Genomic DNA, 22,633 nt, shown 5'->3' on the forward strand with positions numbered 1-22,633 from the left:
TCTTTTCTTCCATTTCCAGGCTCTAAAAACAGGCTCCCGACCTGTCGTCACCCCGACCGTGAAAAAGCCTGTAAACGTAAAAAATCCGCTTTCCCGCTACCTGTCCGATACAGAAAAACCGCAGGGACCGGAATCCCTGCGGTTGCCAATCGGGTGCCCTTGATCGGTCAATAAACCGTCTCACGCATCAGTCTGGCGCTTTTCACCATGTTTTCCAGTGCGGCAAAGGCTTCCTTCCACTGGCGGGTTTTCAGGCCGCAATCCGGATTGACCCACAGGCGGTCGGCCGGAATAACGGCAGAAGCCTGTTTCAGCAATCCGACGATTTCCTTTACCGATGGAACGCGCGGCGAATGAATATCGTAAACCCCCGGCCCGACTTCATTGGGATAGCGGAAATCCGAGAATCCCTGCAAAAGCGTCATATCGCCCCGGCTGGCTTCCAGCGTGATCACATCGGCATCCAGCGCGGCAATGTCCGGCATGATATCGTTGAATTCCGCATAACACATATGCGTATGAACTTGCGTCTCGTCCTCCACACCGCAGGAAGCGATCCGGAAAGCGCGACAGGCCCAGTCCAGATATTCCCGCCAGTTCCGGCGGCGCAGCGGCAAACCCTCCCGCAAACCCGGTTCGTCGATCTGGACAATGCCGACCCCCGCTCTTTCCAGATCGGCCACTTCATCGCGGATGGCCAGAGCGATCTGGTCGGCGACGACCGAACGTTTTTCATCATCCCGCACAAACGACCATTGCAAAATCGTGACCGGACCGGTCAGCATCGCCTTGACCGGTTTGTCTGTCAGGCTCTGTGCGTACCGGATCCACTCGACCGTCATCGGCTTCGGCCGGGAAACGTCACCGTAAATCACCGGCGGTTTCACGCATCGCGAACCGTAAGACTGGACCCAGCCGTTAGCCGTCATAGCCATGCCGTCAAGAAATTCCGCGAAATACTCGACCATATCGTTGCGTTCCGGTTCGCCATGCACGAACACATCCAGACCCAGTTTTTCCTGCTGCGCGATACAGAAAGCGATTTCTTTCTGCATGGCCTCCCGGTATCCGGCCTCATCCAGAATTCCCCGTTTGAATGAGGCACGAACGGAACGGATTTCCGGCGTCTGCGGAAACGAACCGATCGTCGTGGTCGGAAAAGCCGGCAATCTGAAACGTTTGCGCTGCAAGGCCTGCCGGATACTGAACACCGATTTTCGACGGTCGGCGTCTTCCGCCAGCTTGCCGACCCGTTTTGCAAGCTGTGCATTGTGCACCCAGTCGCCTTTGCGGAAAGCGACGGTTTTCCGTGAACTGTCCAGCGCTTTTCCAATAGCGGCGTCCCCCTTTTCAAGCGCTTCTTTCAGGGCATGGACTTCATCCAGTTTTTCGACAGCAAAAGCCAGACACTGTTTCAGCCGGAAATCCATTGCCGTTTCCGCTTCCAGCGAAAACGGCACATGCAGCAGCGAACAGCTTGGCGCAATCCAGAGATTCCCGCGCCTGGCCAGTTCCGGCGCTTTCAACAATGCCAATGCCTTGTCCAGATCGGCCTTCCAGATATTACGGCCATCGATCACACCGACAGAAAGCACTTTTTCTGAAGGCCATCGGGCAGCGATCTCTTGCAGATCGGCTGCGCCGCGCACGGCATCGACATGCAAACCGTCAACCGGCAAACGGCAAATCATGCCGATATGTCCCGACAACGACGAAAAATACGTGGTCAGCAACAGCCTGACGGGTTCTTTTGCCAGTTCGGCATACGTTTTTTCGTATACGGCCAGCCATTTTTCACCGATATCCAGTCCGAGCACCGGTTCATCGATCTGTACCCATCGAACGCCTTCCCGATGAAGGCGTTCCAGAATCTCCCGGTAAACGGGCAACAATTTCGGCAAGAGGGAAAGACGGTCGAAACCATCGGTTTTTTCACGGCCCAGATAGAGAAAACTGACCGGGCCCAGCAAAACCGCCTTGACCGGATAACCCAGTGCCTGCGCTTCCTTCACTTCATCGAAGAGCCGCTCGCTATGCAGGGAAAAAACCGTATCCGGCAAAAATTCCGGGACCAGATAATGGTAATTGGTATCGAACCACTTCGTCATCGACAGCGCCTGTCCGCCTTCTTCTCTCAGCGAACCACGCGCCATCGCAAAATAACGATCGAGTTCGGACATATCTTCCGTAAAGCCGAAACGGGCCGGCTCGCATCCCAGAAGCTGGATGTGATTCAGGACATGATCGTAACAGGCGAAATCACCGACCGTCACCCAATCCAGCCCGGCCTTTTTCTGAAGCGCCCAGTGAGATGCCCTCAACTGTTTTCCCATCCTGACCAGACTTTCAGCATCCGGTTCCGCACAAGCAGCTCCGGAACCGCTTTTCCAGTATGTTTCAAGAGCCGTTTTCCATTCGCGCTGTGCCCCCATGCGCGGAAATCCCAGAATATGACTGCAAACCATCAATTTTCTTCCTTTCAAAACACGTTTCACGTTTGAAAAATCATAATCAGCCGTGTAACATAATTCAAATGAAAGTTTTTTCAATACATCATAAGTTTTTCTAATGATCGAACTGAAACATCTGCGGACACTGGCCGCCCTGCGCAAAACGGGAAACCTGACGAGAGCGGCAGACATGCTTCACCTGACGCAATCCGCCCTCTCGCAGCAAATCCGCCTGCTGGAAGCCGACTATGGCCGGTTATTCGAGCGGAAAACGGTTCCTCTGGCTTTCACTGCTGTGGGATTGCGCCTTCTGGAACTGGCCGACATGATTTTCCCGGCCATTGAAGAAACCGAACGCGACCTCTCCCGCCTGAAAGACGGAACTGCCGGTTCTCTGCGGATTGTCGTCGAATGCCATACCTGTTTCGACTGGCTGATGCCAACCATGGATGTCTTCCGTTCACTCTGGCCGGAAGTCGAACTCGACATCCTGTCGGGTTTCCATGCCGATCCGGTCGCCCTCCTTCACCAGCAGCGCGCCGATCTGGCCATTCTCGGCACGCCGGAACCGGAATCCGGCATCGTGTTTCGTCCACTTTTTCATTTCGACATAGTGGCGCTTCTGGCCAACACCCATCCTTTAACCCGGGAAGCTTTTTTGCGCCCGGAACATTTCGCCGATCAGACCCTGATTACCTATCCTGTGGCCGACGACATGCTCGACATCATGCAACAGGTTCTGATTCCGGCAAAAATATCGCCTGAGCGGCGCACATCCGAACTGACCATTGCCATCTTGCAACTGGTCGCCAGCGGACGCGGTATCGCTGTCCTGCCCCTTTGGGCCGTTCAAAGTTACCTGGACAGAAAATACGTTTCTTCCAGACCGGTCACGCAAACGGGACTGAAAGGCAAACTGCACGCCGCCCTCTGCACCGAAATGGCCTCGAAGGCTTACATCAACGATTTCATCAGATTGATCCGTGAAAAAAGTCTTTGCGAACTTCCGGGCGTCCGGCTCCTGAACTGAATCTTTTTCCCCTGGTCAATTCATCGCCCTGTTTTTCCGGAAACCGGCAACACGAAAATGGCAGACAGAAAGCAGCCACCCGCAGTATCATTCGCTCTTTTCCATATAATCAGAACCATGCACTTATATAACATAAACATATATTTATAATTATTGACCTCTCCCACAGTGACTGATAATGTTACTTTCCGTAAACAACAATACTTTATATAAGGAAACATCAGTCACCAGTTCATGAAGATATACAGCAGTTCGCATTTCGTTCTCTCCGAAAAACCGATTTCCTGCATATGGGGATCGCCCTAAACGTCTTTTTGAATTTCAAAAGGACATTCCAAGTCACTCTTTCCTCTGAATACGGATACAATGTCTAAAGAGAAAACAAAGGGAAAATCTGCTCTGGACGCCCTCCCATCCATTACGATGGTAAAACCTGTGGAACCTGAAGTCGTTTCAGTCCGGAAAATAGCGAAAACCGCTAGAAATACCAAAAACAAACGAAAAACCGCCAGAGAAACCATCGAGCTTTCCAAAGATCAGCAGGAACTGGTCGATATCCGCAAAAAACTCGGTCTGCGTCATCAGGACTATGCCATCATGCTCGGAATCGGTCTTCCCCGCCTGTCGTCTTACACCTACGGCCGGACGGCCTCCGTTCCAGCCGACGTCATGAAAACCGCCCGTCAGTTGCTGGCGGAAAACGGCGAAACGTCGCGCCAGTTAAAAGAAAAATTCGAACGACCCATGTCCGAAATCATCGGGGAATGGGAAATGCGGCTTGGAACATCGACCGATGCGGAAATCGCCGACCTGATCGGAGTCGTTACCATGACCATCAACCGCTGGCGAAAAAACGAAACCAAACCGGACCTTTCAGCGCTGAACCGCTACGACCGTATCGTCACCCTGATTGCCAACACCATCAAACAGCACTCCTGACAATAAAAACGGCGTTTCATCACAAATGACTCCGCCCAATTGATTCGTTCGGAGTCGTTTTCACATTCAGCTGGTAAAAATGGTAAAGTTGTGAGGCCTGCGGGCACACGTGCCGTTTCACTCCCGAAACGGCTTTCTGAAACTTTTCACCGAACTGATGCCATGAAAAGCAATTTTCCTTCCAATCTGAACGATTTCGACTTTTCAATGATGCCGCCTTCCATACTGGGGCACCTGTCGTTCCGGTTTCGCGTTCCTGACCAGCCCCCGCTTCCCCCGGGAACCCATTCCCTGAACGTCTTGCTGGGGTTGCCCGATGAACGCGACACGCTGCTGATCGTTCCCGAAGGACTGGATACCGGCAAACCCGTGAAACTGCTTGTCATGTTTCATGGCGCAGGCGGAAGCGCTGAACGCGTGCTGCCCTTTTTCAGGGAGCATGCCGAGAAAAACAAATTTTTGCTGATGATCCCGCAATCGACCTATGCAACCTGGGATCTGACCATTGGCGGAAACGGTCCCGATCTGGAAAAACTGGACAATGCCCTAAGCAAGGTAAACGCTCATTTCGACCTCGACAGGAACCATTTCGGTTTTTGCGGTTTTTCCGACGGAGCCAGTTATTCCCTTTCCATCGGCCTGTCAAACGGTGAAACCGTTTCCCATGTCATCGCGCTTTCCGGCGGTTTCATGAACCTGTATGTCCCGCGAGGCCGCCCGCTGGTTTTCATCGCCCACAGTCCGGAAGACGAACAGCTTCCCATGGATACAAGCGGCCTGCACCACTATAACGAGCTGAAAAAGGCCGGCTACAATGTCGAATTTCTCGAATTCCACGGACGCCACGTCATTCATCCGCACGTTGTCGAAAAAGCCATGCAGTTCTACCTGCAGCGCAGTCCGGATAAGCCCCGGTAATTTTTCCCTTTTTGCGCCTGCGTCCTCTTTCTGAATGGACACAGGCGCAAACCTCCGCATCTTCCCGTACCGTTCGCTCTGTCCATTGCGCCAGCTTGGCAGTTTTGGCAGTTCGTGGCAGTATATCCGCACTGCCACCCACACAGATCGACATGTCATTTACCGAACTCAGCTCCTTTCTTCAGGCGCAACCGGAACCGCATATCCTCTTCGATACAGAATACCGCATCATCGCGGTCAACCAGGCCTTCCGCAAATACTGCAATCCGCAAGTTTCGGCCATCGGGCGTACCTGTTACGAAGTCTCGCACAATTACGACATGCCCTGCGACTGTTCCGGAGAAACCTGCCCGCTGGCGAAAAGCCGCCGTTCAGGAAAACCGGAACGGGTACTGCACATGCACCACACCCCGAACGGGGAAGAATACGTCAGCATCGAATTGACGCCCATAAAGAATCCGGCCGGAGAAATCACCTGTTTCGTGGAAAAAATCGAGCCTGTCAAAATGGCGAAAGGCCTGACCGAAAGAAACAGCCTGAAAGGACAATCGGCCTCTTTCAGACACCTGATGAATCTGGTTGAAAAAGCCGCCTCCTCCGACATAAACGTTCTCCTTTGCGGAGAATCCGGCACCGGCAAGGAACTCGTCGCCCAGGCCATACACCGGGGAAGCAAACGGGCCGCCAGACCGTTCATCGTCGTCGATTGTTCCGGTATTTCGGAAAACCACTTCGAAAGCGAATTGTTCGGACAGGAAAAAGGATCGCTTTCAAGAACGGCCTCCGGGAAAAAGGGACTGGTCGATGCAGCCGATGGCGGCACTCTTTTTCTGGATGAAGTCAGCGATCTGCCCGTATCGATCCAACCGAAACTGTTGCGTCTTCTCGAAACAGGCGCCTACCGCCGACCCGGTTCCACCGATCCCCGCCGGGCTGATATCCGCATCATTTCAGCCAGCAGTCACGACTTGCACAAAAGAACCCAAACCGGCCTTTTCCGGACCGATCTCTATTACCGGCTGAACACGTTTCCGGTTCACGTTCCGGCCTTGCGAGACAGGCTTGAAGACATTCCGCTCCTTGTCTCGACGCTCGTCGAGAAAATCGCGCCGGACAGAAACCTGTCTGTTTCGGACGAAGCCATGTATCTCCTGCAAACTTACCCTTATCCCGGCAATGTCCGCGAACTGCGCAATTTTCTTGAACGCGCCTGCCTTTTATGCGAAGGCCATGAAATCCGGTCAGAACATCTGTCGATCCCGGCAAACGACGATCCGGAAACAACACTGCCCCTCTCTTTTGAGGCGCGTCTGAAACAATTGCTGCCGACATTCCGCGGAAACCGGAAAACACTGGCAAAAATGCTCGGCGTCAGCGAACGGACTCTCTACCGCCGGCTTTCCGGACTACAGGAAAGACAGGAGCCAAAAAGCGACCGGACTCATTAATCGTGTCAAACGCTCTTGATTTAAATGGCTTATCGAGTAAAATATAAGGGCTATACATAAAGCTTGCTTCATTTTGAGATGTTATGCGAAGTGTTAGCAATCCCAAGTTAGTACCTTCAGCCCCTCGGTGGGCGAAGTTTTTCTTTCTGGGCAGCTCCTTTCGGGGAAATGGCCACAGAGAATAAAAACCAAAAGTTGTACCAACGACAAGGAAATGAGAAATCATGACAAAAGCATTAGAAGGAATTAAGGTACTGGACTTTACCCACGTCCAAGCGGGTCCGGCCTGTACCCAGATGCTGGGCTTTTTGGGCGCAGACGTCACCAAGATCGAACTGCCAGGCAAGGGCGACGTTACCCGTGCATGGCTGAGAGACGCACCTGGTGTTGACTCCCTGTACTTCACGATGTTCAACGGCAACAAGCGTTCCATTACCCTGAACACCAAGACCGCTGAAGGCAAGGAAATTCTGGAAAGAATGATCAAGGCATCCGACGTTATGGTCGAAAACTTCTCGCCGGGGGCACTGGATCGCATGGGCTTCTCCTGGGCTCGTATTCAGGAACTGAACCCGAAAATCATTCTGGCTTCCGTTAAGGGCTATGCAGAAGGCCATGCCAACGAACATCTGAGAGTTTACGAAAACGTTGCACAGTGCTCCGGCGGTGCAGCTGCCACCACCGGTTTCTGGGATGGTCCTCCGACCGTTTCCGGCGCCGCTCTGGGTGACTCCAACTCCGGTATGCACCTGTGTATCGGTATTCTGGCTGCGTTGCAGCAACGTCACAAAACCGGCAGAGGCCAGAAAGTGGCCGTTGCAATGCAGGACGCCGTTTTGAACCTGGTTCGTATCAAACTGCGTGACCAGCAGCGTCTGGAAAGAACCGGTATCCTGGCTGAATACCCGCAAGCCCAGCCTGGCTTCACCGATCAGTCTTTCGACACCATTACTTCCGTACCACGCGGCGGTAATGCAGGCGGCGGCGGCCAACCGGGCTGGATGCTGAAATGTAAAGGCTGGGAAACCGATCAGGACTCCTACGTTTACTTCACGCTGGCTGAACAGATGTGGCCACAGATTTGCGACATGATCGACAAACCTGAATGGAAAGACGATCCCAACTACAACACATTCGATGCACGTGTTGACAAGCTGATGGACATCTTTGCCTTCATCGAAACCAAGTTCCAGGACAAGGACAAATTCGAAGTGACCGAATGGGCTGCCCAATACGGCATTCCTTGCGGTCCTGTCATGTCCATGAAAGAACTGGCTCACGATCCGTCCCTGCGTAAAGTCAAGACTATCGTTGAAGTTAAAGACGAAATTCGCGGCAACTACCTGACCATCGGTACCCCGATGAAACTTTCCGACTCCGAACCGGAAATCACCCGTGCTCCGTTGCTCGGTGAACATACCGAAGAAGTTCTGAAAGAACTGGGTTACTCCGATGCAGATATCGCCAAATTCCGTGATACCAAAACCATCTGATTTACTGGTTAGTTTCACCGATTTGCGAGTCTGACCTAAACGGCGTCCTTTTGGGCGCCGTTTTTTCCGCTGCCGGAAGCTGTCTTTCCCTGCTGCACAGCATCAGTTTCTCCGTTTCCTGTCAGCCGATTCCCATATAAAACCGCCGGCTTCTCATCCCGCACCCGGCATTCCTGTCCCTCTTCTTATCCTTCACTGGCCGTTTTTTGCCTTTACTCCTTGCTTTTTTGTCCTTTCAATCCAGGGACAAGGAATCGCTTCAAAGAACCCACATACTGCCAAAAAACTGCCAAATTCTGCCATTTTTTTTAAAAATGGCATGAATTGATGTGTCCTTCTGGTACAGCTTACCGTTTATTTTTTAAATAAACTATTGTTTTAAAAAGATTTTTAAATAAAAAAATTAATCGTTGAAGATAAGGACAATTAATGGATAATATGATGTGTCATCATCTTATTATTTTCTTGACGGAACACTACTATGTCCCATGCAACAACAGATCATCAGTGTGAGTGCGGTCAAAACGCTTCCAGCATTACCCTCCTCGTTGACAACAAGGCAGGAGAAGGCCTCGAATGCGTTCATGGTTTTGCCGCCTGGATCAAAATCCGCGACCGCCGTATCCTTTTCGATACCGGCCAGAAAGATGTCATTTTAAAAAATGCCGAACGTCTCGGCATTGATCTGGCCGATGCGGAAGTACTCGTCATGAGTCACGGCCACGACGACCATACCGACAATCTGGCCGATTTTTACGCCATTAATCCCCATGCTCCCATGTACTGCGGCGAGAATATCGAAGCGGACCGTTTTTGCTGCCGTCCAGGAGAACAGGCGCTGAACTGGTCTCCGCCTCCCAGTGCGAAAAAAGTCTTCGAAACGCTTCCCCCGGAACAGAAACATACGTTGACCGCGCCGCATTATTTCCTTCCGGGCGTTGCGGCAACCGGCCCGGTTCCCCGCCTGACGACGTTCGAAGATGTGGGCGATGCGCTCTTCCTCGATTTTGAAGGCCGCAAACCTGATCCCGTTTCCGACGACATGTCGATGTGGTTCGAAACCGACAAGGGCCTGGTCATTCTGCTGGGTTGCTGTCATTCCGGTGTCGTCAATACCGTGAATTACATCCGCAAGATCAGCGGAATCGAAAAAGTTTCCGGTATCGTCGGCGGCATGCACCTGATCCGCGCTTCCGAAGAACGCATGAGTAAAACACTCGAGGCGATGAAAAGCTGGAACATGGACTTTCTCATTCCCTGTCACTGCACGGGAGACAAGGCCATGCAACAGATGAAAGATTATCTGGGCGACATCGTCACTTTCGGCTGCACCGGCACCGTTATCGAACTGGGCAAGCTGCCGGAAAAACAGGAAGGCGATTTCTCCATGTGCAGGGAACACGCCTGTGGATGCGGATGCGCCTGACGAAAACAGTTAATTGAGCGCTTATGGAAAATTCTGTGAAAAGGGCAAGCTGAACGTTTTACACTCTCTTACTTTCCGGAACGATTTCAGACAATGACCCCTGTATAAAAAAGCTGAATCCTTGTCGCAGCCGATTTATATCGGATACAGAATCCCTTCCATGCAAAAAAGCCAGCGTAACGCTGGCTTTTTTGCTGGACAACCGTGTCCCGCATACCTCATCACTCGTCCACCAGATACAGATCCTTGTCCTTATCCTGCAAAAAGACCTGCGCATACCCTTCTTTCTTGCCCTGCTCAAATTGCTGTTCACCCCATTTCCGGCAAGCGTCGCAGGCATAACGCGGAATAGCCACTGCCTTGATATGGCTGTGCCTTCCGGTATCCGCCTGCGAATCGATCACAACGGTACCCCCGCAATCCGGACAGGTTCTGACTGTCTCGGTCTGCGTTTCGCGAATGTAATCGGTATCGTAGAAAATGCTGCGGTTGCGACGGTGGAAAGGCTGGTTCGGATAAGCCTTGCGTTTCAGGGCTTCCCGGTTTTTCCAGTTTTCCAGCGAGTAATCTTTCAGCTGTTTCAGATAATTGGTGATATGCGGAGACTGGACCTGATTGCGCGGATCGTAATCCGGTTCCTTGATGTGGCTGTAATCCAGACCCGCCATCGCCAGAATGATGCCTGTATTGATGTAAGGCAGCGCGCTTTCAATGGAATAGCCACCTTCCAGAACGGCCAGATCGGGTTTCAGCCGGTCATTCAGAATCGCATAGCCCTGAGCCGTGAACTTCATGTTCGTGATCGGATCGGAATAGTGATTGTCCTGTCCGGCCGAATTGATGATCAGTTCGGGCTTGAAATCGTCCAGAATCGGCATGACGATATTGTCGAGCGTGTAAAGGAAACCTTCCTCGCACGTTTCCGGCGGCATCGGCAAATTGACGATCGTGCCATACGCATTCGGTCCACCCGCTTCATCGGGAAAACCGGAACCCGGATAAAGGGTACGGCCGTCCTGATGCATGGAAATGAACAAAGTGTTCGGGTCATGCCAGAAAATATCCTGCGAACCGTCGCCGTGATGGCAATCGGTATCGACCACGGCAATACGCTTGACGCCGTATTTGTGGCGGATGTACTCGATCATGATCGCTTCCATGTTCAGCGTACAGAAACCGCGACTGCCATGCACGACACGCATCGAATGGTGTCCGCAAGGACGAACCAGCGCAAACGCGTTGTCCACCTCACCCGTCATCACCTTGTCGGCAGCGGTCAGGGTGCCGCCAACGGAAATCAGATGGGAAGTATGAACGATCTCGTCGATGTTCGGAACGCAGAAATGCACCCGGTTGATATCGGCAGGAGTCGCCAGATCGGGCTTGTATTCCCTGATATTGTCGAAGTCCAGCAGACCTTCCTCGACAACCTGATCCTGCGTGTAAAGAAGACGTTCTTCACGTTCCGGATGGGTCGGCGTGATCGCGTAATCAAACGCCGGGAAAAAAACCAGTCCTGTTTTCTTTTTCACGAAAGCCTCTTTCAATTCGATTCATCTTTGATCAGACCCGGTTTGACCTGAAGTCTGACACGCATGTTTTTGCCCATCGTGGAATAGCCTCTGACCACATTGAATACCTGGCTGTCGGCCACTTCGACCACGATATCCTCATCTCTGGCGCCAGCTTCTCTGGCCTTCCTGATCAGTTTTTCGGTACCCAGCGCAATAACATCATCCAGTGTAAACCGTTTGGAAATTTCCTGCTGGACGCCTTCTTCGGCAATACTCAAAACCTGCGCTTCAGTATCGGCGACGATATTGAGCTCGACCGTCGTTCTGGCGGTAGCGGCGCCGCTGGCATTGATCACGTCAGAATCATTTGGCACCTGAACCGGACAATCCATCATTTCCCCAAGCCGTTTGGCCATATAAGGCGCCGGGCCGCCGACCACCAGAATTTCTTTCGGTTCGATCTGCCGGCCTTCCAGAAGTTCATGAATCGTGTAAACCGGCTTGCTGTTGATTTCGGCCAGCATGGTTCTGATCTTGTCGGCAATTAACGTGCAGGCCAGATCGACAACCTGATTCGCCACCTCTTCCGGTGTCTTCTTCAGTTCGGCCGCCAGCTGTTTCATGGCCTCCATCGCCTTGTCCCTGTCACCGATATCGGCAATGCCCAGAACGATCAGGGCATCTGTGGGTGTGGGAACCGGGCCACCGAAAGCCATGGCGGCTCCCAGACGTTCCGGCCCCAGATGGAGCACGCCATCCTCGACACGCACGTGGCTGTCGCCGCCCACTCCGATGGAATGCGTCAACAGACCGCGAACCGATGTCTTGTGATCTTCAATGGTAATGCCTTGCGGTTCCAGCAGCGGAACACCGTCGGCAAACAGGGCGATATCCGTCGTCGTTCCCCCGATATCGACCGAAATGGAATCTTTCTCAGGCGAAACATACGGCAAAACACCCATGATCGTCGCCGCCGGACCGGACAGGATGGTCTGAACCGGCGTTTCGCGCGAGGCTTCCACTTCAATAGTGCCGCCATCCGCTTTCAGGATGTACAGGGGCACCTTGACGCCCAGCTTGTCCATATACGTTTTCAGCTGGTCGGCGAGCTTGCGCTGAAGTCCCCAGACCGCCTCATTCAGATAGGTCGTCGCGATGCGGCGGGGAAAATTCAGGGACCCGGAAAGCTGATGGCTCTGGGAAGCATGTTCGGCGATATCGTCCAGCCAAGCATCCACTTCCTGTTCATGAACCGGATTTCGGGTCGAGAATTTGCCGACAATCGCAAAACGGTTGATCTTGTCCTTTTTGAACTTTTCCTTGAGTTCCGCCAGTTCCGAACGATCCGGCGCTTCAGCCTCGATACCGCGATGGCTCATATAACCGGCAATGTAGTTTGCCTTGTCGTAGAGCGGCAAATCCTTCGGCGACACGCCCGGGCCATTCATGACGACCAGGCCGACCGGATCGAGCTGGTTCTGGACGACAGCGTTCGTGGTCAGCGTCGTGGACAACACAATACGCTGGAGATTTTTGATGTCTTCCGGTTTGGCGACCGCTTCGGTTGCCATCAGAACGGATTTGAGAATGTTTTCCTTATCCGTCAGTACTTTCGATTTGCGGATAATCTTTCGGTTATTCATCAGAACCGAATCGGTATGCGTACCTCCCACGTCGATTCCAAGGATCATGAGCTTCTCCCTGTAACCGGTTTTATGGAGGATTTCAAAGATGAGAAGAGTGCCATATCGTTTTTGAATTGAAAAAATCGGGTTGCTACATCGAGAAAAAATCCTGTAAAAAACGCACGCCGACAGGCATCTGTCCAGTGCGCCCAAGGGCATTACTTCCCCATTGTATCATCTGCCATCCCGAACACGCTTGATCTCATCAGGATTTCAGGAAAGAGGACAATGAATTTCGGGCCCGTACCGTTAGCAGACAGCTTATCCTGTCTGAACAACAGCTTAACTCAAGCAAAAAACGATAAAAAAACGGCATTTTCTTCAGGAAAATGCCGTTCGGACGGATACGTTAGCAAGCGCTTATTTGACGCGCTCGAAAACCGCTGCAAAAAAACCGTCGGTCTGATGCCGGTGCGGCAACAGTTTCAAAAAATCGCCCGTTTCCAGATCGACCTTTCCTTCTTTCAGGACTTTTTGCATCGGCACCAGTACGAAACGCTCGTCCTTTGCCAGAAAACCTGACACGATTTTCTCATTTTCGTCTTCCAGCAGACTGCAGGTCGCATAAACCAGCCTGCCGCCCGGTTTGACCAGCCGGGCCGCCGATTCCAGAATCGCCTGCTGTTTTTCGGCCATTTCGACAATGGTTTCCGGAGTCTGGCGCCATTTCAGATCAGGATTGCGCCGCAAGGTCCCCAGACCGCTACACGGGGAATCCACCAGCACCCGGTCACTCTTGCCAGCCAGCCGCTTGATTCGTACATCCCGTTCATGGGCGATCTGGATGGGATGCACATTCGACAATCCACTGCGGGCAAGCCGCGGTTTCATTTTGGCCAGACGTTTGTCGGAAACATCGAAAGCATACAAACGTCCCGTATTGCGCATCGCCGTTCCCAGCGCCAGCGTTTTGCCCCCTGCCCCGGCACAAAAATCGACAACCATTTCACCGCGCTTCGCGCCGACGATCTGGGCCAGCAACTGGCTGCCCTCGTCCTGAACCTCGACTCCGCCCTCTTTGAACAAAGGCATGTTTTGCAAGGCGATCTTTTTCCGGAGGCGAATGCCTGACGAAGCGTAAGGCGTCGCCTCGCAGTCAACCGGCACTTCCTTCAGGACTTTCAACGCTTCCTCGCGTTTGGTTTTAAGGGTATTGACCCGCAAATCGAGCGGGGCAGGCGTATTCAGGACTTTAGCCAGCCGGAACGTTTCGTCTTCCCCGTACTGTCTTACCAGCCTGTCGTAAAGCCAGTCCGGCAAATTGGCCTGCATCTTTTTCGGCAACCGGCTACGGTCGATTTTCATGACATGGTCAAGCCATACCTTTTCTTCTTCAGTAATGCCACCCAATGCATCGATCCCGTAAATATCGGCCAGCCCCAGCAACACCAGACGGCGCATTTGCGATCCCGTTCCGGATTCGGAAAGATGGTTATAAACCAGCCGGTTGCGCAAAATCGTATAAACTGTTTCCGCAATCGCCCCTCTTTCGCGCATACCCAGCTTGGCATGTTCCCGGAAATAACGTGAAATAACGCCATCGGCAGGCGCGGCAAACTGGAGAACTTCCCTCAATACCTGTTCAGTATGCGTCATCACGAATGGCGACAGTCTCACAATCCTCCTCCAGTCAGTACAAAATCCAATGACCCGGCGACTTCATCCGCCAACCTGACCCTGCCTTCCGGAGTGAGCTTTACTTTTTCCTCGACAATCCAGCGAACCACACGGGGATACAAGCGGTGTTCCTGTTCCAGCACACGGTCGGCAAGCGAATCCTCGCTGTCTTCCGGCAAAACCGGAACGACAGCCTGCGCGATAACCGGACCGCCATCCAGCTCCGGCGTCACGAAATGAACCGTTGCGCCATGCACACGGACACCGGCATCAAGCGCCTGCCGATGGGTATGCAATCCTCTGAAAACAGGCAACAGGGAAGGATGGATATTAATCAGGCGTCCTGTGTAATGCTCGACAAAACCGGTCGTCAGAATCCGCATGAACCCGGCCAGTATCACCAGATCGGGACGGTATTTATCGATAACCGCCTGCAATGCGGCATCGTAGGATTTCCGATCCGAATAATCCTTATGGGACACCACCCGGGTCGGAATGCCCTCTTTTTCCGCAAAAGCCAGCCCGGCGGCATCGGCGCGATTGCTGATCACGGCACACAATCTGGCAGACCACTTTTCAAGATTGAACGCACGGACAATAGCTTCCATGTTGCTGCCCCGTCCGGAAATAAGGATAACAATATTTTTCATGCGCAAATTGTACCCGTCCTGCCATCTTTATTCCATGTCGGCAAAAGAATTATTCTGTATTCCTGAATGGTGAAGCATTTCCCCCACGTTCATCCTTTTCCGGACGATATGGCTGCTTTCATCCGCCACCCGGCAAACCCGCCCGACAGGGAAACGGCCTGAATCCATACAGAGCTGTCCGTCAAAAAAGGGGAAGCGGATACGTCACCTTTTCACAAACAGACGACCGGTCATCCGGGAAACATCCTCTCTTTCCTGTCAACGAAAAAACGGAGTTATCCTGCAACCGGAGCAGCGACGAAATCCGTCAACAGTTTTTTCAATCGATCGACCCAGAAAAAACCGGCACCAGTCAGTGACATGCCATTCCCTGCGCCACTATCGACAAGCAGTCCGGCCTCTTTCCATTGTGCAAGAAGTCTCCTGCCCGAATCGCGATGCGACACTGGCCATTTGTCCATAGCCGGCAACTGCAACCTTTCCATGGCGACATCCAGTTCATGGGCAAATCCGCCACGATCGGCGGCAAGCGGGGAAGGTGTGATTCTGGACAGCGGTTTTTCGCCACGGCTGACCATTTCCGCATAAGTTCCGATATCTCTTGCCGTACCAAGCCCGATCGTTCCCAACCGACCTCCAGCGGCTGAACCGAAAGGAATCATATCGGTCTGCCGTCCGGCAAGACGGTTATACAAAGATCTTTCACGGGCATTGCGACGCCAGTGTTTCGGCGAAAAGTGCTCGAATCCGTAATCGTACAGACGTTCATACGCTGCACCGAACATCCTGGCTTTTTCATTGAATTCCGGCATCGCCGGCATTTTTCCGCGGCTGATCGCCTTGTCGAGCGGACTATCCGGAAAACACCTGAGCTCATACAGATCAAGGCCGGCAATACCCGTTTCCTCGCTGATATACCGGATATCGTCCAGAAGCATCGGAATATCCTGCCCCGGCAACCCGTACATTAAATCGATAACGACTGAAGCACCGCTTTCGCACAGGCCATTCAGCGCTTCACCGACTTCTTCCCGGGAAGATATCCGCCCGAGTTTTTTCCGCAATACCGTATTGGCTGACTGAACCCCCAGAGAAAAACGGTTTGCTCCTGCCTCGACCCACGCCTTGCCTTTGCCCGCGGTAAACCCGGTCGTTCGGCCCTCCACCGTCACTTCCGCGTCGGGAGATATCCTGAAACAGTCATGCAAGGCACGGATGACCGCCGCCATATCATCCTGATCCAGATCACTCGGCGTCCCGCCACCGAAATAAATGGCATTCACCGGCCGTTTGTCGACCACTTCTCTCAGAACATAAGCCGTATCGACGATTTCTTTCAGAAGCAGCGAAGAATATTCCTTGCTGAAATTCTTCTTGGTCTGATTGATATAAAAGGGGCAAAAAGTACAATGATGATGACAGAACGGCACATGAACATACAGGGCAAGCGGACGCTCGGGCCTTGCCATAAATGCTTGCGGGCCGAATTCGGCAAAAGATCCGCCATCCCACTCGGGAGACTGTGGCCGCATGCGGGCAAGTGAAGGCATCGTTTTCTTTTCTTTTACAAAAGCCATCGTCAGAGGATCAGACGAGACCTGAGCATAAAAATCGGAAATTTCAGGCATGAGCAATCTCCTTTACTTCTTTATCGCATTGAACCGTCACCGCACGATGCAGCCAAACCGGATCGTCCAGTACCTGCAAGACAGCGGCCGCCACATCGCCCCGGGAAACATAGCCTTTCCGGCTCCTGTCAGGCCTGTCGAGCAGGCAGAAATTGCCTGATGCAGGATCGTCATTCAAACCGCCCGGCCGGACAATCGTCCATGGCAATCCGCTCTTTTTCAGATAATTTTCCGCTTCGGTCTTGGCTTGCAGAGCCTCCCCGAGAAACTTTTTGACATTATCGTTTAACGCTTCATACTGTTCACCGCATCCCATCGATGTCACCAGCAAAAACCGTTCTACCGGTTCACCCCCTTCAAGTGCGCGAACGACATTGATATTGCCCTCATCACAGACACGACGGCCCCATGCATTCTTGCCTCCCATCAGACTGACCACCCTGCGGGGCCTGGTTTCATTCAGTGTCTGCCAGCAATCATGCACCTCGAAGGCATCTCCCCGAACAACCGTCACCCCCAGCATTTCGAGATTGGACACATCACTCTCTTTTCTTGCCATAGCGGCAACCGCCTCTCCTTTCCCAACCGCCAGACGCGCAATAGCAAGACCGGTATTGCGGGTTGCCCCGAAAAGCAGCAAATCAACCCCCTTCATGCGACCGCTCCGGTTCTGGCATCGGAAAACCAGGAACGCATGGCAGCAATCTGTTCCGGAACAAGCTCTCCTTTTTCATCACGTCCGGCAAAAATCTTGAACATGGCATTTCCCGATTCATTGATGAATTGCAGACTGACTGTCTGCCTTCTCATAAAAGGTCTTTCCACCAGATAAATCGATTTGCAATGGCTGGCCCGCAAATGGCCGTGCAACGGACTGTTGTAGGCGAAATTGTAAAAACCGTGGCTGAGCTTTCCATGGGGCAACTCACCGGAAAATTCCATGATCACATCAGGCGTGTTCATAACCAGAGTCACTTTACCCAACGCAGGAAGCGACCGCATGACATCCACGAAATGATTGCCGTCCATCTTTTGCCACATGGATTCAGGAAGCAGCTCGATCACTTCAGCCATTCCCAGATTGGCGCTGGCGGCAATCCCTTCCAGCACGGCACCGGGATTTTTCTGGAGCATTTCACGAATGGCGGTCTTGTTCATGGGTTGTGTTGTATTTGTCATGGTGTATTTCTTTTCTTTCGGAAAACCTTGTGGGGTTAGTTGAAAACTGGGTGAGGCACAAAACTCGCCCCCATAAAATAAAATGATAATCATTCTTATTTATGTTGACAACTTTAAATGAGAATGATTACCATTTTCATGGTTTTCTGAAAATATGCTGAAAAACAATCCAAAAATTTTATCAACCGAACAAATTCTTCAAATTTATCGAATCATGGCCGCACACGCCCCCAACCATTTCCCGCTCCGGCATATCGACCGTTTACCGCAACCGCTTGTTCGGGGATTGGCAACCGCCGTTCTGTTCATGCACGGTATCCTTATCGTCGCCGCACTGAGAAGCATTCCTTTAGTCGAGCTGGACGGAAACGCTGGCGGTGGCAACGGCAGTAGCAGAGGAAACAAGGCACTTTTCGTTTCGGTTTTGCAAGGCAGTCCTTCGCTGTCAGGAACTTTGGCTGAACGGCAAGTGGTCCGTTCAGCCGAAAAACCTGCGTCGGTGAAAAAGAAAAAACAACCGGAACTCATTGCGACAACAGCCGCTACACAAAAAACATCACCAGAAATCAAAACCACCAGGATGTCTCCTGTCGAACACATCCCTGCTGCCGCTGAATCAAAAACGATCCCGGATCCTCATTTTTTTCTGCCCGGCCAATGGCATTCCAGTCAGGAATCAAACACTGTCGGCAGCGCCGCCACAGGTAATGGTACGAAAAATGGTAAGGGAAGCGGTTATGGTGAAGGAAAAGGGACAGGTAGGGGACAAAGTGAAGGGGAAGGAACCGGTAGCGGCATCGGATCCAGTGGTACCGGAAACGGAATTCCCCGTTCGGTATCCCTTTCCCGGCTCAAGTACAAACGGGCTGTCAAACCCGACTATCCGGCCCGTTCCATCCAGAAACATGAATCGGGCCAGGTCAATGTCCGTGTCATTGTCGACACGACAGGCCGTGTCCATGATGCCCGGGTTGTCCTTTCCTCCGGATTCAGCCGTCTTGATGAGGCGGCTCTGAAAGCGGCACGGCGCAGTACGTTTGATCCCTATACGGAACATGGTTGCCCGCTTTTCGCCATGGCTATCATCCCTTACCGATTCAACCTGAACGGGAAATAACCCCCTATTGCACCAGCAGAAAGCAGCAAAAAAATGGAACCTACCGCCAGTAACATCGGATTCAGTCATTTCATCGCCCAAAGCGATTTTCTCGGAAAAACGATTCTTGCCATACTGATCGGCATGTCCGTCGTATCCTGGACACTCATTATCGTCAAAGGAATCGCCGGATGGCGCCGCAAACGCCACAGCAAGGAATTTCTCCAGTTTTTCTGGAACGCCACATCCCTTGATACCGTCCGGCATGAAATCCAGACACACGGCATCAAATGTCCCTTCTCGCATTTGACCGCCCATGCGCAACATGCCAAAGAACACCATGTCCACTACGGTGCCGCCAAATTGTCCGAAGCGGGTACCATGCAGGAATTCGTCACCCGGACAATGCGCATGGTCATGGATGAAGACGCGGCCCGTCTCGAAAACGGCTTGACCGTCCTGGCGACTATCGGATCGACCGCGCCTTTTATCGGTTTGTTCGGAACGGTCTGGGGCATCTACAACGCCCTGATCAATATCAGTGCAAGCGGAGCCGGTACGCTCGACATGGTCGCCGGCCCTGTCGGAGAAGCGCTCATCATGACCGGTATCGGACTGGCTGTCGCCATCCCGGCCGTTATCGGATACAACTGGCTGGTACGCAGCAACAATGTCATGATGTCCAAACTCGATACGTTCGCCAACGAACTGCTTACCTTCCTGACAACCGGCAAACCCTATTCCATCAATACCGAACCTCATGAAAAAGCAGCCATGACACCGGTTGTCCACCACATCAAACGGGGCTGACCATGGCATTCGGAGGATTTAAAAACAAACAGGGCCGGACACCGATGGCTGAAATGAACATGGTACCGTTGATCGATGTCATGCTCGTGCTGCTGGTCATCTTCATCGTCACGGCGCCGCTTCTGTCGCATTCCGTCCGTATCGAACTGCCACAAGCCAGTTCGAAAAGCGTCGAAACCGCACCGGCAAAAATCGATCTGGCCATCCAGTCGGGCGGTGAACTCCTGTACAACGGGAACGCTGTCGACCGTAACACGGCACAGGCACTTTTCACGGAAGCAGCCAGAAAAAACCCCATGCCGGAAGTTCATATCTATGCAGACAGACATGCCGACTATCAATACGTCGCACAAACCCTGGCGGATGCCAGTCGCGCTGGCCTGACAACTATCGGTTTTATCACCAGACCACAAGAAAAACAAACCATTTCCCCTTAACAAAGAGCAGAACCCAATGAAGAAATTTTACAAACTTGGCATAGGCCTCGCCTCTGCCACACTCTGCCTTGCGCCCCTGGCACATGCGCAACAGGGTGAAAAGCCGTCTGAAACCACCCCTGCCGTTGCAACTGAACGGAAAAACTGGGGAAAATCGCCTTATGAAATGGGAGCCATTACGGTAACGGCGACCCGACAGGAAGAAAAAGCGCTGGATACACCGGCTGTGGTCAGTGTCATCACCCGGGAAGAGATAGAAGATCATAACGTCAACAACATTTATGAACTGGTCCGGTACCAGCCGGGTGTCTCCGTCAACCGCCAGGCGTCGGGAACCACGCCTTTCGGCGGTCTCGGTGGATTTACCATCCGTGGCGTAGGCGGAAACCGGATCCAGATCGTTGTCGACGGTGCCCGCGTGATCGAAGCCAACGATGCCGGCAACCGGGACTTTGTCGACATGTCGACCCTGAAAGCCGTCGAAATCCAGAGAGGACCGGCCTCGGTTCTGTGGGGTGCCGATGCACTGGGCGGCATGGTGTCTTACCAGACACTCGATCCGGACGATCTGCTTAAAGGCAATCAGGTCGGCGGGACGGCCAGTTACGGATTCGACGGCAGCAATTATGCCCACAGCCAGAATGCCATGGTCGCCGCACAGATCAACCCGGCTGCCCAGGTCATGTTCGGCTATACGCACCGTACCTATCACGAAACCCGGCTGAGAAATGCCCGTTCCGACGGGGGACAATGGGGATGCAGTCGCAATGGCCTCGGTTGCGACCGTTTCAATCCGACAGATGCCGAAGTCAACAACGCCCTGACCAAACTGGTTTTACGGCCGAATGCCGACCATCAGTTCAAACTGACCGGCGAATTCTTCGAATCGGACACCAGCATCAAGCAGTTATACGACAGAGGGATTCTTCCCAGCGCCATGGGAACGTCCAGTACCGATAACGGAGACCGTTTCAGAAACCAGAGACAAACACGGTTTCGCATTGCACTGGAACACGACTGGGACGTCAATACGGCAGCACTTGACAATGTGATCTGGCGTCTTTCCTATTCTCCCCAGAAACGTTCCCTTTCCGATCGCCGCTGGTACCGGAACTGGAAGACAAACTGGAATTTCTATGCTTCAGGGAAGACGGACTACAGCCAGAACTTTTATCAGGCCGATATCCAGTTCACTTCCAGTTTCGATCTCGGTGCCACGAAACACAAACTGACTTACGGTTTCCAGGGCGACAAAACCGATACCGATTACTACAACAAGAGCGTGACCGACAACCTGACATTGGGGACAACCCAAACGACTATCGGCGGCGGCAGCAATTTCGCCGATGCCGAAACGATTCGCGCCGACCTGTACCTTCAGGACGAAATCAAGTTGTTCAACGACCGTTTAAAACTCATTCCGGGCATCCGCCGCGCGCATTATTCCCTCGATCCGACACCCAACCAGTATTACGACATCATCAGGGACAGCGAACCCCGCAAGATCAGTGAAACAAAATGGCTGCCCCAGTTGGGCACGCTCTTCAAACTGAACGACCAGTACTCCGTTTATGCCCGTTACGCGGAAGGCTTCAAGATGCCGACAGCCGAGCAGCTTTACACCTCCTACGACATGGGCATCATGCAGCTCGTCCCCAATCCCGATCTGAAACCGGAAGAAGTCAAATCGTTCGATATTGGATTCAGGGGGCAATTTCATAAAGGCTGGTTCTCGATCGGTGCATTCTACAGTGATTACACCAATTTCATTCTCAGCCGTCAGCAGATAGCCAACGAACTTAAATATACTTACAAAAACGTCGACAAGGTCAAACTGTACGGTATCGAGGCTTCTGCCGAATGGCAGGTCGCCAGAAACTGGACTTTGAACGGTAGCGCCGTTTACCAGTATGGCAAACAGACCAGCGACAACGGCCATGAATATGTCCCTTTCGATGGGGCTTCCCCCCTGTCGGCGGTACTGGGCGTAACCTATGAGATGCCGAAATACGGTGTCACCACCCAGCTGTTCGGAACCTTCACTCACGGAATTGACCGGGTCAGTGACAACGATTACTACAAACCGGGTGGATATGCCCTGTTCGATGGCTATGTCAACTGGCAAATCGACAAGACTTTCCGTCTGACCGCATCGGTACTGAACATCCTGAACCGCCGTTACTTCGACAGCTCCGCCGCCACCCTGGAAGACTATCCGTCCAATCCGGCCACCATCTATACCAATCCGCTGGAACTCCATACCGGTCCTGGCCGCACATTCGCCGTCAGTCTTTCGGCAAGCTTCTGATGGAG

19 protein-coding genes are annotated in these 22,633 nt (G+C 52.7%); 10 read left to right on the top strand and 9 right to left on the bottom strand.

Translation table 11 applies throughout. The annotated features are described in order from the left end of the window. Window positions 1-167: 167 nt before the first annotated feature. Complete coding sequence (metE, locus tag OFAG_RS09830; protein WP_020995223.1) at window positions 168-2,465, bottom strand: 5-methyltetrahydropteroyltriglutamate--homocysteine S-methyltransferase; 2,298 nt, start codon at window positions 2,463-2,465, stop codon at window positions 168-170. A 103-nt stretch (window positions 2,466-2,568) separates the two neighbouring features. On the opposite strand from metE, the gene OFAG_RS09835 reads away from it, so the two are divergent. The 5 genes from OFAG_RS09835 (at window position 2,569) to frc (ending at window position 8,278) form a co-directional block, all read left to right on the top strand. Further along, window positions 2,569-3,480, top strand: coding sequence for a LysR family transcriptional regulator (locus OFAG_RS09835; protein WP_005876319.1), 912 nt, complete (start codon window positions 2,569-2,571; stop codon window positions 3,478-3,480). A gap of 366 nt (window positions 3,481-3,846) precedes the next feature. Then, a complete protein-coding gene (locus OFAG_RS09840) occupies window positions 3,847-4,419 on the top strand; it encodes a hypothetical protein (RefSeq protein WP_005876317.1) in 573 nt (190 codons plus the stop codon). A 207-nt stretch (window positions 4,420-4,626) separates the two neighbouring features. Further along, window positions 4,627-5,337 (top strand): alpha/beta hydrolase, encoded by a 711-nt coding sequence (locus OFAG_RS09845; RefSeq protein ID WP_005876316.1) that lies wholly within the window; start codon window positions 4,627-4,629, stop codon window positions 5,335-5,337. Window positions 5,338-5,489: 152 nt separating this feature from the next. Beyond that, window positions 5,490-6,785, top strand: coding sequence for a sigma-54 interaction domain-containing protein (locus tag OFAG_RS09850; protein WP_020995225.1), 1,296 nt, complete (start codon window positions 5,490-5,492; stop codon window positions 6,783-6,785). A gap of 224 nt (window positions 6,786-7,009) precedes the next feature. Then, window positions 7,010-8,278 (top strand): formyl-CoA transferase, encoded by a 1,269-nt coding sequence (gene frc / locus OFAG_RS09855; protein WP_005876312.1) that lies wholly within the window; start codon window positions 7,010-7,012, stop codon window positions 8,276-8,278. Window positions 8,279-8,470: 192 nt separating this feature from the next. Here frc and OFAG_RS14475 read toward each other — a convergent pair whose 3' ends face one another. After that, a complete protein-coding gene (locus OFAG_RS14475; protein WP_261798451.1) occupies window positions 8,471-8,599 on the bottom strand; it encodes a hypothetical protein in 129 nt (42 codons plus the stop codon). 160 nt (window positions 8,600-8,759) lie between these two features. On the opposite strand from OFAG_RS14475, the gene OFAG_RS09860 reads away from it, so the two are divergent. Next, window positions 8,760-9,704, top strand: a complete 945-nt coding sequence (locus tag OFAG_RS09860; RefSeq protein WP_005876310.1) for an MBL fold metallo-hydrolase — start codon at window positions 8,760-8,762, stop codon at window positions 9,702-9,704. 221 nt (window positions 9,705-9,925) lie between these two features. Here the strand turns inward: OFAG_RS09860 and OFAG_RS09865 are convergent, their stop codons facing one another. From OFAG_RS09865 to hutX, 7 genes are all read right to left on the bottom strand, one after another. Further along, the gene (locus tag OFAG_RS09865; RefSeq protein WP_005876307.1) at window positions 9,926-11,236 is read right to left on the bottom strand and encodes a histone deacetylase; all 1,311 of its coding nucleotides are present in this window, start codon (window positions 11,234-11,236) and stop codon (window positions 9,926-9,928) included. 11 nt (window positions 11,237-11,247) lie between these two features. After that, window positions 11,248-12,909 carry a hydantoinase/oxoprolinase family protein gene (locus OFAG_RS09870; protein ID WP_005876306.1) on the bottom strand — a complete coding sequence of 554 codons (1,662 nt, stop codon included), beginning with the start codon at window positions 12,907-12,909 and terminating at the stop codon, window positions 11,248-11,250. 354 nt (window positions 12,910-13,263) lie between these two features. After that, window positions 13,264-14,520 (bottom strand): RsmB/NOP family class I SAM-dependent RNA methyltransferase, encoded by a 1,257-nt coding sequence (locus OFAG_RS09875; protein WP_005876304.1) that lies wholly within the window; start codon window positions 14,518-14,520, stop codon window positions 13,264-13,266. Next, window positions 14,517-15,170 (bottom strand): phosphoribosylglycinamide formyltransferase, encoded by a 654-nt coding sequence (gene purN / locus OFAG_RS09880; RefSeq protein ID WP_005876301.1) that lies wholly within the window; start codon window positions 15,168-15,170, stop codon window positions 14,517-14,519. The genes OFAG_RS09875 and purN overlap by 4 nt, the downstream gene beginning before the upstream one ends. A 275-nt stretch (window positions 15,171-15,445) precedes the next feature. Beyond that, window positions 15,446-16,798 (bottom strand): heme anaerobic degradation radical SAM methyltransferase ChuW/HutW, encoded by a 1,353-nt coding sequence (gene hutW / locus OFAG_RS09885; RefSeq protein WP_005876298.1) that lies wholly within the window; start codon window positions 16,796-16,798, stop codon window positions 15,446-15,448. After that, a complete protein-coding gene (locus tag OFAG_RS09890) occupies window positions 16,791-17,453 on the bottom strand; it encodes an NAD(P)-dependent oxidoreductase (protein WP_005876295.1) in 663 nt (220 codons plus the stop codon). The genes hutW and OFAG_RS09890 overlap by 8 nt, the downstream gene beginning before the upstream one ends. Continuing rightward, entirely contained in the window at window positions 17,450-17,977 is a 528-nt protein-coding gene (gene hutX, locus OFAG_RS09895; RefSeq protein ID WP_040720185.1) for a heme utilization cystosolic carrier protein HutX, read from the bottom strand. The genes OFAG_RS09890 and hutX overlap by 4 nt, the downstream gene beginning before the upstream one ends. A gap of 214 nt (window positions 17,978-18,191) precedes the next feature. Between hutX and OFAG_RS13010 the strand changes: the two genes are divergently transcribed. From OFAG_RS13010 to OFAG_RS09915, 4 genes are read left to right on the top strand one after another with little or no spacing between them, the layout of a single operon-like run. Beyond that, window positions 18,192-19,094 (top strand): energy transducer TonB, encoded by a 903-nt coding sequence (locus OFAG_RS13010; protein ID WP_147617635.1) that lies wholly within the window; start codon window positions 18,192-18,194, stop codon window positions 19,092-19,094. A 33-nt stretch (window positions 19,095-19,127) separates the two neighbouring features. Continuing rightward, window positions 19,128-19,883, top strand: coding sequence for a MotA/TolQ/ExbB proton channel family protein (locus OFAG_RS09905; protein WP_005876289.1), 756 nt, complete (start codon window positions 19,128-19,130; stop codon window positions 19,881-19,883). Window positions 19,884-19,885: 2 nt separating this feature from the next. Beyond that, window positions 19,886-20,320 (top strand): ExbD/TolR family protein, encoded by a 435-nt coding sequence (locus OFAG_RS09910; protein WP_005876287.1) that lies wholly within the window; start codon window positions 19,886-19,888, stop codon window positions 20,318-20,320. 16 nt (window positions 20,321-20,336) lie between these two features. Further along, window positions 20,337-22,628, top strand: coding sequence for a TonB-dependent hemoglobin/transferrin/lactoferrin family receptor (locus tag OFAG_RS09915; protein ID WP_005876285.1), 2,292 nt, complete (start codon window positions 20,337-20,339; stop codon window positions 22,626-22,628). The last annotated feature ends 5 nt before the right edge of the window (window positions 22,629-22,633 follow it).

Source organism: Oxalobacter paraformigenes, assembly GCF_000158475.2.
Taxonomy (GTDB): Bacteria; Pseudomonadota; Gammaproteobacteria; order Burkholderiales; family Burkholderiaceae_D; genus Oxalobacter; species Oxalobacter paraformigenes.

Excerpts from the sequence above, each read along its gene's own strand:
- OFAG_RS09905 (WP_005876289.1), top strand. The coding sequence starts at position 19,128 with ATGGAACCTACCGCCAGTAACATCGGATTCAGTCATTTCATCGCCCAA.
- metE (WP_020995223.1), bottom strand. The coding sequence starts at position 2,465 with ATGGTTTGCAGTCATATTCTGGGATTTCCGCGCATGGGGGCACAGCGC.
- OFAG_RS09860 (WP_005876310.1), top strand. The coding sequence starts at position 8,760 with ATGTCCCATGCAACAACAGATCATCAGTGTGAGTGCGGTCAAAACGCT.
- frc (WP_005876312.1), top strand. The coding sequence starts at position 7,010 with ATGACAAAAGCATTAGAAGGAATTAAGGTACTGGACTTTACCCACGTC.
- OFAG_RS09910 (WP_005876287.1), top strand. The coding sequence starts at position 19,886 with ATGGCATTCGGAGGATTTAAAAACAAACAGGGCCGGACACCGATGGCT.
- OFAG_RS09845 (WP_005876316.1), top strand. The coding sequence starts at position 4,627 with ATGATGCCGCCTTCCATACTGGGGCACCTGTCGTTCCGGTTTCGCGTT.
- purN (WP_005876301.1), bottom strand. The coding sequence starts at position 15,170 with ATGAAAAATATTGTTATCCTTATTTCCGGACGGGGCAGCAACATGGAA.
- OFAG_RS09915 (WP_005876285.1), top strand. The coding sequence starts at position 20,337 with ATGAAGAAATTTTACAAACTTGGCATAGGCCTCGCCTCTGCCACACTC.
- OFAG_RS09850 (WP_020995225.1), top strand. The coding sequence starts at position 5,490 with ATGTCATTTACCGAACTCAGCTCCTTTCTTCAGGCGCAACCGGAACCG.
- OFAG_RS14475 (WP_261798451.1), bottom strand. The coding sequence starts at position 8,599 with ATGCCATTTTTAAAAAAAATGGCAGAATTTGGCAGTTTTTTGGCAGTA.
- OFAG_RS09870 (WP_005876306.1), bottom strand. The coding sequence starts at position 12,909 with ATGATCCTTGGAATCGACGTGGGAGGTACGCATACCGATTCGGTTCTG.
- OFAG_RS09835 (WP_005876319.1), top strand. The coding sequence starts at position 2,569 with ATGATCGAACTGAAACATCTGCGGACACTGGCCGCCCTGCGCAAAACG.
- OFAG_RS09840 (WP_005876317.1), top strand. The coding sequence starts at position 3,847 with ATGTCTAAAGAGAAAACAAAGGGAAAATCTGCTCTGGACGCCCTCCCA.
- hutW (WP_005876298.1), bottom strand. The coding sequence starts at position 16,798 with ATGCCTGAAATTTCCGATTTTTATGCTCAGGTCTCGTCTGATCCTCTG.
- OFAG_RS13010 (WP_147617635.1), top strand. The coding sequence starts at position 18,192 with ATGGCCGCACACGCCCCCAACCATTTCCCGCTCCGGCATATCGACCGT.
- hutX (WP_040720185.1), bottom strand. The coding sequence starts at position 17,977 with ATGACAAATACAACACAACCCATGAACAAGACCGCCATTCGTGAAATG.
- OFAG_RS09890 (WP_005876295.1), bottom strand. The coding sequence starts at position 17,453 with ATGAAGGGGGTTGATTTGCTGCTTTTCGGGGCAACCCGCAATACCGGT.